We start from the raw sequence: 13,324 nt of genomic DNA, 5'->3' as shown, positions 1-13,324 counted from the left end.
ATGTTCGTACACGAACAATATTGAGAGGTTGAATGAGACTCATCGTAGGAATGACCGGGGCAACAGGAGCACCGCTTGGTGTGGCGTTGCTACAGGCGCTGCGGCAAATGCCGGAAGTGGAAACGCATCTGGTGTTATCGAAGTGGGCGAAAACGACCATTGAGCTGGAAACGCCGTACAGCGTTCACGATGTGTCTGCGCTGGCGGACTACTGCCACCATCCGGCGGACCAGGCGGCGAGTATCTCCTCCGGCTCGTTTCGGACCGACGGCATGGTTGTTATCCCCTGTAGCATGAAAACGCTGGCCGGTATTCGGGCTGGGTATGCGGACGGACTGGTGGGGCGTGCTGCTGATGTGGTGCTAAAAGAAGGGCGCAAGCTGGTGCTGGTTCCGCGTGAAATGCCGCTGAGCACCATTCATCTGGAAAATATGCTCGCACTTTCCCGTATGGGCGTCGCAATGGTTCCGCCGATGCCCGCGTTTTATAACCATCCGCAAACGGTCGATGACATTACGCAGCATATTGTTGCTCGCGTTCTCGATCAGTTTGGTCTGGAACACCCAAACGCCCGTCGCTGGCAGGGATTACGGCAGGCGCAGAATTTTTCACAGGAGAATGAGTAATGGCATTTGATGATTTGCGCAGCTTTTTGCAAGCGCTGGACGACCAGGGACAATTGCTGAAAATCAGTGAAGAAGTGAACGCCGAACCGGATTTAGCGGCTGCTGCCAATGCCACCGGACGTATTGGTGACGGCGCGCCTGCGCTGTGGTTTGACAACATTCGTGGATTTACCGATGCCCGAGTGGCGATGAACACTATCGGCTCATGGCAGAACCACGCAATTTCATTGGGTTTACCACCGAATACGCCGGTGAAAAAACAGATCGATGAATTTATTCGCCGCTGGGATAAATTTCCGGTTGCACCAGAACGTCGCGCTAATCCGGCGTGGGCGGAAAACAGCGTCGACGGCGATGATATTAACCTGTTTGATATTCTGCCGCTGTTTCGTCTGAACGATGGCGACGGTGGTTTCTACCTTGATAAAGCCTGCGTGGTTTCACGCGATCCGCTGGATGTCGACAATTTCGGTAAGCAGAACGTCGGTATTTACCGTATGGAAGTAAAAGGCAAGCGTAAGCTGGGCCTGCAACCGGTGCCGATGCACGATATCGCGCTGCACCTGCATAAAGCGGAAGAACGCGGCGAGGATCTGCCAATTGCGATCACCCTTGGCAACGATCCGATCATCACTCTGATGGGGGCGACGCCGCTGAAGTACGATCAGTCTGAATACGAAATGGCGGGGGCGCTGCGTGAAAGCCCGTACCCGATCGCCACCGCGCCGCTCACTGGTTTTGACGTACCGTGGGGGTCTGAAGTGATCCTTGAAGGGGTCATCGAAAGTCGCAAGCGTGAAATAGAAGGGCCATTTGGTGAATTTACCGGTCACTACTCTGGCGGGCGCAACATGACCGTGGTGCGCATTGATAAAGTATCCTACCGTACGAAGCCGATTTTTGAATCACTCTATCTCGGCATGCCGTGGACGGAGATCGATTACCTGATGGGCCCGGCGACTTGTGTGCCGTTGTACCAGCAACTGAAAGCAGAATTCCCTGAAGTGCAGGCGGTTAACGCCATGTATACCCACGGTTTGCTGGCGATTATCTCCACCAAAAAACGCTACGGCGGCTTTGCCCGTGCTGTGGGGTTGCGGGCGATGACGACGCCGCATGGCCTGGGCTATGTGAAGATGGTGATTATGGTTGATGAGGATGTTGATCCGTTCAACTTACCGCAGGTGATGTGGGCGCTGTCGTCGAAGGTTAACCCGGCGGGCGATCTGGTGCAGTTGCCGAATATGTCAGTACTGGAACTGGACCCAGGCTCCAGCCCGGCAGGTATCACTGACAAGCTGATTATTGATGCCACTACTCCGGTTGCCCCGGATAACCGTGGCCATTACAGCCAGCCGGTATGTGATTTACCTGAGACTCAAGCCTGGGCTGAAAAGCTGACCGCCATGTTGGCCAACCGTAAATAAGGAGATGCAGATGATTTGTCCACGTTGTGCTGATGAACACATAGAATTGATGGCGGTCTCGCCGGTGAAAGGTGTCTGGACGGTATATCAGTGTCAGCATTGTCTGTACACCTGGCGTGATACCGAACCGCTACGTCGTACCTGCCGTGAGCACTACCCGCAGGCGTTTCGCATGACGCAGAAGGATATTGATGACGCACCGATGGTGCCGAGTATCCCACCGCTGTTGGCGGAAGATAAGCGCTAATCAACATTGCCGGGTGCGGCTTCGCCTTACCCAGCCTACATTTAGCGGTATTTGTAGGCCCGACAAGCAAAACGTCATCGGGCAGAACATACCAATATTAAGCCTCGGAATATCCGGGGCTTGTTATTTTGCGAGCAGGCTCGTAGCAAATGGCTTAATTTGTTCGAGGAGATGACACCTGGAATAGAATGGCGGCGGGTGCTTGAGGCTTTCTGAGCTTTGAGCATTTGCAAGGTCCCGGAAAGACAAAAGCCCCAGGAGATAGTTCTATCAACCTGAGGCTAGCGTACAAACCTAGACCATTTGGATGTTAGTCTCTTCTTTGCAGGGAGGCAAGACATGCTGACAAAATATGCCCTGGTGGCAATTGTAGTGCTGTGTTTCACGGTGCTGGGATTTACGTTAATGGTACGAGATTCGCTGTGCGAGTTAAGTATCAAAGAGCGTAATATGGAGTTTAAAGCTGTTCTCGCTTACGAACCGAAGAAGTAGCAACAACGCGGGGGAAACCCCGCGTCTTGATGGCCTGGTTTTGTCCTCTCGCACCCATTCCCGAAGTGCGCGCCAGTTGTTGCAGGCCCGATAAGCAAAGCGTCATCGGGCATTACAACGTTACGCCAGACTCTTCAACCGATAGATCCACTCCAGCGCCTGGCGCGGTGTCAGCGAATCCGGGTCAATATTCTCCAGTGCTTCAACGGCTGGCGATGTCTCTTCCGGGGTACTGAGCAGTGACATTTGCGTGCCATCAACCTGCGTTGCCGCTGCGTTTGGCGTGATGCTTTCCAGCTCGCGCAGTTTTTGCCGTGCGCGTTTGATAACCTCTTTCGGAACGCCAGCCAGTGCCGCGACCGCCAGACCATAGCTCTTACTTGCCGCGCCATCCTGTACGCTGTGCATAAAGGCGATGGTATCGCCATGCTCTAACGCATCCAGATGTACGTTCGCTACGCCTTCCATTTTTTCCGGTAACTGAGTCAGCTCGAAGTAGTGGGTAGCAAACAACGTGAGTGCTTTGATTTTATTCGCCAGATTTTCAGCACAAGCCCAGGCCAGAGATAAACCGTCATAGGTAGAGGTCCCGCGTCCAATTTCATCCATTAGCACCAGGCTGTTCTCAGTGGCGTTATGCAGAATATTGGCCGTTTCGGTCATTTCTACCATGAAGGTTGAACGACCGGAGGCGAGGTCATCCGCCGCGCCCACGCGGGTAAAGATACGGTCGATTGGACCTATTTCTACCTTTTGTGCCGGCACATAGCTGCCGATGTAGGCCAGCAATGCAATCAGCGCGGTCTGGCGCATATAGGTGCTTTTACCACCCATATTTGGCCCGGTGATAATCAGCATCCGCCGCTGCGGGGAAAGGCTAAGTGGGTTGGCGATAAACGGCTCGCTCAACACTTGTTCCACCACCGGATGGCGACCCTCGGTAATACGGATACCGGGCTTATCGCTGAATGTCGGGCAGGTGTAGTTCAGGGTATACGCGCGTTCGGCCAGGTTGACCAGCACGTCCAGCTCTGCCAGTGCGCTGGCGCTCTGCTGTAAATCCGCCAGATGCGGCAACAGCATGTCGAACAGCTCGTCATACAGCTGTTTTTCCAGTGCCAGCGCTTTACCTTTTGAGGTCAGAACTTTGTCTTCGTACTCTTTCAGCTCAGGAATAATGTAGCGTTCGGCATTTTTCAGCGTCTGACGGCGCACATAGTTAATCGGTGCCAGGTGGCTCTGCCCACGACTGATCTGAATGTAGTAACCGTGGACGGCGTTAAATCCAACTTTCAATGTGTCCAGGCCGGTGCGCTCGCGCTCGCGGATCTCCAGTCTGTCCAGATAATCAGTTGCGCCATCAGCCAGCGCTCGCCATTCGTCCAGCTCTTCGTTATAGCCCGGTGCGATAACGCCACCATCGCGTACCAGCACTGGCGGGGCATCAACCACGGCACGCTCCAGCAGTTCACGCAGTTCCGTGAACTCGCCCATTTTTTCGCGCAGCATCTGTACGGGGGCGCTGTTTACGTTTTCCAGTTGAGCGCGCAGTTCCGGTAATTGCTGGAAGGCGTGACGCATACGCGCCAGATCGCGTGGACGCGCGGTACGCAGTGCCAGACGTGCCAGAATACGTTCCAGATCGCCCACCTGGCGTAACACTGGCTGTAACTCACTGGTGGAATCCTGCAGTGCACCGATCGTCTGTTGGCGCTCGATCAGTATCTGCGTATCGCGGACTGGCATATGCAGCCAGCGTTTGAGCATACGGCTACCCATCGGCGTCACGGTGCAATCGAGCACCGATGCCAGCGTATTTTCTACGCCACCGGCCAGGTTCTGGGTAATTTCCAGATTGCGGCGTGTGGCGGCATCCATAATGATGCTGTCCTGCTGGCGTTCCATGGTGATGGAGCGAATATGCGGCAGTGAGGTGCGCTGGGTATCTTTTACATATTGCAGCAGGCAGCCGGCAGCACATAATCCACGCGGCGCGTTTTCTACACCAAAGCCGATCAGATCCCGTGTACCAAACTGCAGGTTTAACTGCTGGCGGGCGGTATCAATTTCAAATTCCCACAGTGGACGGCGACGCAGGCCACGACGGCCCTCAATCAGCGACGTTTCTGCGAAATCCTCGGCATACAGCAATTCGGCAGGGTTGGTGCGCTGCAGTTCCGCAGCCATCGTCTCACGGTCTGCGGGTTCACTGACGCGAAAACGCCCGGAGCTGATGTCCAGTGTGGCGTAGCCAAAGCCTTTACTGTCCTGCCAGACAGCGGCCAGCAGGTTGTCCTGACGTTCCTGTAACAGTGCTTCATCGCTGATGGTACCCGGCGTGACGATGCGTACCACTTTGCGTTCAACCGGCCCTTTGCTGGTCGCCGGATCGCCAATCTGCTCACAAATAGCGACAGATTCCCCCTGATTGACCAGCTTAGCGAGGTAGTTTTCCACCGCATGATGAGGAATGCCCGCCATCGGGATTGGCTCGCCCGCAGACGCGCCGCGTTTGGTCAGCGAGATATCGAGCAGTTGCGACGCACGTTTCGCGTCGTCATAAAACAGTTCGTAAAAGTCGCCCATGCGGTAAAACAGTAATATTTCCGGATGCTGGGCTTTCAGCTTGAGATACTGCTGCATCATGGGGGTATGGTTGGAGAAGTCCGTATCAAGTGACTCTTTCATATCGCCTTTGCTCTTTTTTTAATCTTTTTGGGTACCGGGGAAGTCTCATGTGAGCCCCTGGAAACTCACATAAACCCACAAATTTGTCATTCGAAAGCCGCCTAAAAGGCAGTAACGGCGAGCGTTGGCTCAGACTGAATGCTGTATCTTATCACCGACAACCACTGAGATTCATCCGTCGGTTGTACCGCCAGAATGCCTGGCGATTACTCATTTTCCGGCAGCGCATAATTCTGGCAGTACAGGTAGGGGATCCCTTCTTTGGTAATCAGATAGGTATCTCTGTTCAGTGCGAAAAGATCGACATTCGAGACGCTGGTGTTGGTCAGAAAGAAATCGGGCAGGATCTGCTGGATTAAACTGGCGGGAGCCGTTTCACGGTTTGATACATGAATTTTCTGTGAGACCCATACCGGGCTGGTGCCGTAACTGGAGTGTGTAAAGAGCACCATGCGTTGTACAGTCTGTTCATTATTAGCGGCGTCACTAATAATGCCATCAATATTCACAATACCTTTAGTATCACCGCTTTTGATATCAATGATCCCCTTAAATGAGGCGGTATTACGCACGATATCAATGGCTGCCCGGCAGGAAAGATTATGCAGGTGATTATGATTATTGCCGAGCCGCCAGATGCTGGCAATCGCAATTACGCAAAGGCAAAGCATCAGGATTATACCCGTCTGGATACGGATGCGGGGAGTGCGAGGAAGTAAATTCATTAGCTATCATACCGTGGGTAATAGACAGACTGACACGCGTTTTCTTGTTCGCCTTTCATCGGCGAGCGGCACAATAGCACCGACAATTTTTTTGATTCCGGATAGGTCGTGATATAGATAAATTTATTGGCCTGACACAACGCAGGATTTTTGTCGATAAACGCAGTATGCCGGGAGAAATTGCTGGCATCGTTATTAAAATAATACTGACAGTCAGTTGATACTTGTGGCGCAGCAATATAACCGGAAAAATAATCATCACTGCTTTTCCACGGGAATACGATCAGAACGCAGATTATCAGTGTCAGCACCATCATTATCGTTTCAGTGGTCGTTACCCGTGGTTTACGTGGTGTCCCCGCCAGCAACGCCTCTATACCCGCTTCTGGGGTTAAGTCAGACTCAGGTGCTACCGGTATGTCAATGGCTAAAGGGACACTCTCCGGTGTTGCAATCTCCAGGATTTCAAACTCTTCGTTAATAATCAGTCCCTTGCGGGGTATCGTTGTGATGAACGTTTGCTCCAGTTCCAGTTGCAGCAGGCTTTTGCGTAAAGACAGGATGCTCTGATAAAAGGCATTGAAGCTGACCTGGCGATGATTGCTACCCCAGCCAAACTCCAGCAATTCGTTCTGTGAGACAACCTTTCCGCGATGTTGAATAAGTAATAAAAGACATAGTGATGCCGAGTGTTTAAGTTTTATCTGCTGCTCGGGATGGTCTACCCGCGTCAGACACTGTGTGCCTGGCGTGAAGATTATTTTATTTTCAATTAGATAACTGACATTGCCAGTCTCAGACATAATGCCTCAGCTCTTGATGATGCACCCAGTGGTCAGTGGGTTATGATAACACTTTGTCCAAAAAAGACGCCAGAACCGCGCAGTGTTTCAATTTGATAGCATAATATAACAACAATAGTAACTTTTTAATGAAAATAAAGAGCATATAAATCAATGGATTGTGTCTTTTTGGCTATTATGCAAAGAGCAAAAAGACGAAATTGTGATGACAAAGGTGATAAGCCTTAATTCTTTCTGGACAGCGCAATATACTGCTCGACACCACCACGCGAGAACAAAGTCAGTGCCGTTAGCGCGTCAAAAGCACCAGGGAATGCTGGTGGTAGAGGTAGATGGGGATAAATGTCAGCTTGTATTAAAGCTGACATTTATTTTGTCCGTTAAGTCAATTCCACCATTATTTTGATGAAGCAATCACTTGCTTTAGAGAGTCCCATGTTCCAGAACGAAATAGACAAATCTGTAGTGCTGATTGGTGATGAAATAAAGAAATCGGATAACGCCTGGCTGTCCTTACGTAAAAAACGTCAGCGCATAGATCTGAAAGTCGATGGAAATATCTTGTTTCTGGAGAAAGGGACGGTCTCTGTATATCGAGTCGAAAATGACTTAGTGACGGTAAGTATTTCTGCGCCAGCGATCCTTGGGCTACCGCAAATGCGTACGGAGGTCGCTGGGCACTATTTACGCTGCGACACCGATTGTGAAATGTGGGCCATGAGCGTACAGAACGCCGATCTTTTATTTACCGCTAAAAATCTCTGGAAGCAGGCGTTTGATATCCTGGCGCACCATCTGCAACGCTATTTCCAGCGTGAAACATTGCAATCGCACAGAACCATTCGTGAGCTGATTATTGAACACGTCAAATATATTTGGGCGATGGAGCCCGCGGTACGTGAGAAAACATCCGTATATACCTTTATTTTGACCCGCAATCATATCTCGCGCAGTGCTATTCATAAGGTATTACAGGAGCTGGTGAATGACGGAAAAATCACGCTCAATCGGGGTAAACTGTCTGCTTATACCGCGGCATAAACATAAGCGCCCCTGATTTAACGCAAGGGGCGCGCAAGTGATTAACGTTCTCTGAGCGCCTCTGCACGCGCACGAATGATCGGTTTCAGCAGATAGCTAAGAATGGTTTTTTTACCGGTGAGGATATCGACGCTTGCCACCATGCCGGGAATGACAAGCATCGGATGCTCTTTTGTACCCAGGTAGTTTTTGTCAGTTTGCAGACGAACAATATAGAAACTCCGTCCCTGCTTATCGGTAATGGTGTCCGGACTTATCTGCACCACTTCACCGCGCAGCCCGCCATAGATGGTGTAATCGTAAGCGGTAAATTTCACCATCGCGTGCTGACCTGGATGCAGGAAGGCGATATCGCGCGGCTGTATTTTTGCCTCAATTAACAGCTTGTCATCCAGTGGCACGATTTCCACCAGATCGCTGCCCGGCTGAATGACGCCGCCGATAGTATTGACCATCACCTGCTGGACGATACCGCGTACCGGTGAAGTAACCATGGTGCGATTCACCCTGTCTTCCAGTGCTTTGACGCTGGCCTGGGCTTTGCTCAGGTTGGTGCGGGCTTCGTTCAGTTGAGCCAGCGCATCACTCTGGAAGCGGCCACGGCTTTCACCGATTTTGTTCTCAATCTCTTTAATTTCTGAGGCGGCTTTAGGCAGCGACAGGCTGACGGAATTGAGCTGTCCGGCGGTTTCCACTTCAGTACGATGTAAACGCAGCAGTTCGACTTTTGAAATGGCACCAGAGGCAAGTAACGGTTCTGACATTTTGATTTCCTGGCGTATTAATCCCAGGCTGTGCTTGAACTGATCTTCCTTTGATTCATAATCGCGCAGTTCTTGTTTTTTCTGCACCAGTTGCTCTTCAAGCGCCGAAATTTCGTTGTGAAATTGTGCCCGGCGGCTGTTATACAGTTCGGTTTCACCGCGGGCGACGTCCGGGGCTTTGCTGGCAATCTCTTCTGAGATTACAAAGTCACGGTTTTCAACCTCTGCGCTCAGGCGTTCTACCTTTGCGCGCAGGCCGAGTTTATCCGCTTCCGTTTCGCCGACGTTTGAAGCAAAACGTGTGTCGTCAAGGTGCAGTAATGGGGCTCCGGCGTTGACGATTTGCCCTTCGTGTACGTACAGCTCGGTAACAATCCCACCTTCCAGGTTCTGTATTTTTTGCAGTTTTGACGAGGGGATTGCTTTGCCTTCACCGCGTGTCACTTCATCAATCTTCGCAAAACCTGCCCATACGAAGGACAGGACTACCAGCGCAAGGATCACCCACAGTGTCAGGCGAATTACTCGTGGAGCATCATCGATAATGGCGTGACTCACTTCATTGATACTGTCGGTTTGATTTTCATCACGGCCGTGAAAATAGTGCTGCATGAAGCGGCGAGCACGCGCCAGGAAATCAGCGAGACGCATTAATCTGCCCCTTTTTCAACGCATCCATCACCACCGCTTTCGGGCCATCTGCGATGATGCGTCCTTTATCAACAATAATCAGGCGGTCAACCAGCGACAACATGGAGGCGCGGTGGGTGACCAGTAATAGCGTTTTACCTGCGATGCAGGGGACCAGCGCGTGTTTGATCTTCTCTTCGCTGGTGTTATCCATCGAGCTGGTGGGTTCATCCAGTAGCAGTAGAGGCGGATCCAGCAGCAGCGCACGTGCGAGTGCCACCGCCTGCCGTTGTCCGCCTGAAAGCTGAGAACCGCGCTCGCCAACCTGCAGGTTGTAGCCGTCAGGATGCAGGCGAGCGAAATCGTCGACACCTGCCAGTTCCGCCGCGCGTAACATAGTTTCGTCATCGACATAGCGTGCGCCGCACAGCAGATTGTCGCGCAGGGTGCCATTGAACAACTGGATGTCCTGAGGGACGTAGCCGATGCTGTGGCGGAGATCGTTGACATCCAACTGGCGGGAATCGATACCGTCGATCAAAATGTTACCGGCGCAGGGCTGGTACAGATTGACGATCAACTTGCTGAGCGAGCTTTTACCGGAGCCGCTACGGCCGATGATACCGATGCGTTCGCCGGGCTGAATGGTGAGATTAATTTTGTGCAGTGACAGGTTTTTTTGTTCTGGATAGCTAAAATCCACGTCGCGGAATTCAATGCTGCCCTGCAACTGTTCGCGCTTGAGCGGGTTCTCATCCGCACGGCGCTCCTGCGTCAGTGACATCATCTTATCGGTATTCTTGATGGTGAGTTTTGCCTGCTGGTAACGGGCAATAAGACCGGTTAATTGGCCCAGCGGCATTAATGCGCGGCCATTCAGCATGTAGCAGGCGATCAGGCCACCCATACTCAGCTTGCCGCCGATAATCATATACACACCAACAATGATCATCACCACGCCCGAAATCTGCTGGAACCAGCCGGTGAGATTGCTGGCCAGGCTGGATAAGGTTTTCACCCGCAGTTCCAGACGGCTCAGGCTACCCAGTGTTTGTTCCCACTGGAACTGGCGCTCGCTTTGGGCATTATTCACTTTAATGGCATCCAGGCTGCTGAGCGTTTCAATTAACAGTGCCTGACGCTCGCTGGCGAGGCTCATGGTTTTAGCCACCGCTGCATTGACGGGTTTTTGCAGTGCCCAACTGCACAGCAGGGCTATCGGTAGCGTCAGGAGCGGGATCCAGGCCAGAGAGCCGCCAATAATGCCTATAACGATCAGCAGCAGCAGGGTGAAGGGCAGGTCGATAATCGTCGTCAGGGTCAGCGATGAGAGGAAATCACGCAGCGACTGAAACTCATGAATATTCTGCGCAAAGCTACCCACGCGCTGTGGACGCTCTTTCATCTCCATGCCGATAATGCGCTCAAACAGGGTCGAGGAGATAATGAGATCGCTTTTTTTGCCCGCAATATCAAGACAGATACCGCGTAGCATTTTTAAAATCAGATCAAAAACAAAGGCAAGGCAAATGCCCACAGCCAGTACCCACAGTGTCACCGTCGCCTGGTTCGGCACCACGCGGTCGTAGACGTTCATGGTAAAGAGTGGTGTGCCGAGTGCGATCAGGTTGATTAACAGGCTGGCCAGCACGGCATCCATATACAGAAAACGTGACAGCTTCAGCGTGTCTTTAAACCAGGACTTGGTGCGTGGCAAAAAGGCTTCTGCCTGCAAATCGAACTCATGGCGCGGATGGGCAAAAATAACCTTTCCGGCATAGCTTTGTTCAAGCGTGGCTAAATCGACACGGATTTCACCACCTTCGCTTTCGCTGGGCATAAAACGAGCGCTGCCGTCTTCATTCCATGCCAGCAATACGCCAGTTCCGCCAGAGCGCAGTAACAGCACGGCAGGCAGAGACATCTGCGGAATTTTATCAAGCGCGCGCGTCACCACCCGCGCTTTTAAACCGGCTCTTGCCGCAGCGCGAGGAAATATATTCAGCGTGAGTTGATCGTTTTCTAATGGCAGACCGCTGCTTAACGTTGAACGACTGGCTGATTTACCGTGCAGAGAACACAAAATAAGTAGGCTATCTAATAACGGGTCGTCATGATGGCTACGGGGATCGTGATGTTGAGAATTGCTACTGTCAGAATTCTCTGGGACTTCATTGAATAATTCAGCTTGTGCACTCATTTTCGCAACCATTCTGACCTGCACGTTTTAATAATAGCAAGCTAATAATAAGCGTGCAGGTCAGGGATTTATTGGGTATTAATAATTATTAATGAAGTTCAGGCAGGTTATTTTCTTCTGCAGAATCTACCGGTTGACCTGATGGCGGTGGTGCAATTTTTAGAATACCCATTAATTCACCTGTACGTTCGCTAATACGATAACCGCTGGTGACTGCCAGATAGCGTAATTCGACAAGGCGGCGTTTTGAGGAAAAAACTTCATTTTCGCTATCAAGTAAATCCAGTAGTGTACGTTCGCCTAGACTGAATTGATCCTGATAGGCGGTACGTACTTTTACGCTACGGTCGGCATATTCTTCGGCAGAAGGAAGCTGGGCGCGCGCGTTTTGTAATGCTGTCCACGCCAGGCGCAGTTCCTGATTCATCTGGCGCAACGTGTTGTTACGCACATCCTGAGCCTGCTTATGCAGATAAGCGCGGGAGTCCATCGTGGCTTTGTCGCTACCGCCCTGGTACAGGTTGTAATGCAGTTTGACCATCGCTTCCCACTCTTCGGTATGTGCGCGAGTGGTGTCGGTGTTATTGCTGATCCCACGGGAAAGCTCAACGTCAACGCGTGGGTAGAAGGTTGATTTTGAGGCTTCGTACTGTTGATGTGCGGCCTCAATATCCGCATTGGCAGACTTCAGCAATGGGCTATTCTTCTCCATTCGACTTTTGGCGTCCGCAAGTGAGGTTGGCAGCTCAGCGTCGATACTCGCTGGCTGGCTGAGTCCTTGCGGCTCCATGCCGGTCACGCTGATAAAGGTGGTTTTTGCATCTTCGAGGTTGGTTTGCTCGGTCAGTAAGTTGTTACGCGCCTGCGCCAGACGTGCTTCGGCCTGCATGAAGTCTCCTGAACGGCCAACGCCCTGATCGGTACGCAGTTTTATCTGGTCATAGATGCGTTCATGGTTAGCCAAATCATCTTCAGCCAGACGGACAAACTCCTCGCGCTGCAACACATCAAAATAGGCCTGAATCACCGTATATGCGGTACTTTCGCTGGTATTCATAACGCTCCAGGCGCGTGAGTCCACGGTCGCTTTTTGTCGGGCGACTTCGCTGGAGGTGGCAAAACCATTAAACACATTTTGCTCAAGGCTCAACGTCGCCTCGTTGGGGGACTGCGTCAAACCGTTGGTGCTGCCTGCGGCACGCGTTGTCGCATCATCAATATTTTTGCGTCCGGCTTCAGCATTTAAATTCAGCGACGGTAAATATCCACCTTTTGCCGCACGTAGTTCTTGTTCGGAAGAATAACGGCTGTTTATCGCCGCATTGACTTCAGGGTGGTTAGCTAATGCTTCTTTAACGGTATTGTGTAAATCTTCTGCATTAACTGAATTTATTGAAAACCATGAAAGCAGAAAAACAAAAAACTTCTTCATGACATGAATGCCTTATATCTCACGGTTATGACTTCCCGTTGTCGTTGCTATCATCCGTTTTTACAAACACGTTATATTAATTAACAAATATGAATTATCTTAATTGCTTACAGCGGACAGCTATTCAACGACATGTTTTGTCACATCGTGTTTTATTTTTGGTTATTTTTTATTATATTTATTGGCCAGTCAAGTCTCATGTAAATGCACTTTATAAAATGTGTTTTTTTCTACATTGGGATATTAATG

The 13,324-nt window shown here is 51.2% G+C and carries 11 protein-coding genes; 5 read left to right on the top strand and 6 right to left on the bottom strand.

The window, feature by feature from the left end; translation table 11 throughout:
• The first annotated feature begins 32 nt into the window (after nt 1-32).
• From NNO08_RS02345 to NNO08_RS02330, 4 genes are all read left to right on the top strand, one after another.
• Nucleotides 33-626 (top strand): non-oxidative hydroxyarylic acid decarboxylases subunit B, encoded by a 594-nt coding sequence (locus NNO08_RS02345; RefSeq protein WP_271456112.1) that lies wholly within the window; start codon nt 33-35, stop codon nt 624-626.
• On the top strand, nt 626-2,053 hold the full coding sequence (locus tag NNO08_RS02340) for a non-oxidative hydroxyarylic acid decarboxylases subunit C (RefSeq protein WP_271449533.1): 1,428 nt from the start codon (nt 626-628) through the stop codon (nt 2,051-2,053). The genes NNO08_RS02345 and NNO08_RS02340 overlap by 1 nt, the downstream gene beginning before the upstream one ends.
• Nucleotides 2,054-2,063: 10 nt before the next feature.
• Complete coding sequence (locus NNO08_RS02335; RefSeq protein ID WP_271456111.1) at nt 2,064-2,300, top strand: non-oxidative hydroxyarylic acid decarboxylases subunit D; 237 nt, start codon at nt 2,064-2,066, stop codon at nt 2,298-2,300.
• A 339-nt stretch (nt 2,301-2,639) separates the two neighbouring features.
• Nucleotides 2,640-2,792 carry a Hok/Gef family protein gene (locus NNO08_RS02330; protein ID WP_043017378.1) on the top strand — a complete coding sequence of 51 codons (153 nt, stop codon included), beginning with the start codon at nt 2,640-2,642 and terminating at the stop codon, nt 2,790-2,792.
• A 120-nt stretch (nt 2,793-2,912) separates the two neighbouring features.
• On the opposite strand, the gene mutS is transcribed toward NNO08_RS02330, so the two are convergent.
• The 3 genes from mutS to NNO08_RS02315 all read right to left on the bottom strand — a co-directional run bounded on the left by mutS (nt 2,913) and on the right by NNO08_RS02315 (nt 7,008).
• Nucleotides 2,913-5,480 carry a DNA mismatch repair protein MutS gene (gene mutS / locus NNO08_RS02325; protein WP_271456110.1) on the bottom strand — a complete coding sequence of 856 codons (2,568 nt, stop codon included), beginning with the start codon at nt 5,478-5,480 and terminating at the stop codon, nt 2,913-2,915.
• 206 nt (nt 5,481-5,686) lie between these two features.
• Entirely contained in the window at nt 5,687-6,205 is a 519-nt protein-coding gene (locus NNO08_RS02320; protein ID WP_271456109.1) for a hypothetical protein, read from the bottom strand.
• Nucleotides 6,205-7,008 (bottom strand): winged helix-turn-helix domain-containing protein, encoded by an 804-nt coding sequence (locus tag NNO08_RS02315; RefSeq protein ID WP_271449535.1) that lies wholly within the window; start codon nt 7,006-7,008, stop codon nt 6,205-6,207. Before NNO08_RS02315 ends, NNO08_RS02320 begins: the two co-directional genes overlap by 1 nt.
• 435 nt (nt 7,009-7,443) lie before the next feature.
• Here NNO08_RS02315 and NNO08_RS02310 point away from each other — a divergent pair, with 435 nt between their 5' ends.
• Nucleotides 7,444-8,049 carry a helix-turn-helix domain-containing protein gene (locus tag NNO08_RS02310; RefSeq protein WP_271449536.1) on the top strand — a complete coding sequence of 202 codons (606 nt, stop codon included), beginning with the start codon at nt 7,444-7,446 and terminating at the stop codon, nt 8,047-8,049.
• Between the two features lie 41 nt (nt 8,050-8,090).
• Here the strand turns inward: NNO08_RS02310 and NNO08_RS02305 are convergent, their stop codons facing one another.
• From NNO08_RS02305 to NNO08_RS02295, 3 genes are all read right to left on the bottom strand, one after another.
• Nucleotides 8,091-9,464 carry an HlyD family type I secretion periplasmic adaptor subunit gene (locus tag NNO08_RS02305; protein ID WP_271456108.1) on the bottom strand — a complete coding sequence of 458 codons (1,374 nt, stop codon included), beginning with the start codon at nt 9,462-9,464 and terminating at the stop codon, nt 8,091-8,093.
• Nucleotides 9,451-11,643 carry a type I secretion system permease/ATPase gene (locus NNO08_RS02300; protein WP_271456107.1) on the bottom strand — a complete coding sequence of 731 codons (2,193 nt, stop codon included), beginning with the start codon at nt 11,641-11,643 and terminating at the stop codon, nt 9,451-9,453. Before NNO08_RS02300 ends, NNO08_RS02305 begins: the two co-directional genes overlap by 14 nt.
• Nucleotides 11,644-11,731: 88 nt before the next feature.
• On the bottom strand, nt 11,732-13,075 hold the full coding sequence (locus tag NNO08_RS02295; RefSeq protein ID WP_271442799.1) for a TolC family outer membrane protein: 1,344 nt from the start codon (nt 13,073-13,075) through the stop codon (nt 11,732-11,734).
• Between the last annotated feature and the right edge of the window lie 249 nt (nt 13,076-13,324).

The sequence above is a fragment of the Citrobacter sp. Igbk 17 genome (assembly GCF_028069775.1).
Taxonomy (GTDB): domain Bacteria; phylum Pseudomonadota; class Gammaproteobacteria; order Enterobacterales; family Enterobacteriaceae; genus Citrobacter.
Note: the sequence above shows the minus strand (reverse complement) of the source record. Positions and strands in the feature narration are given on the sequence as shown.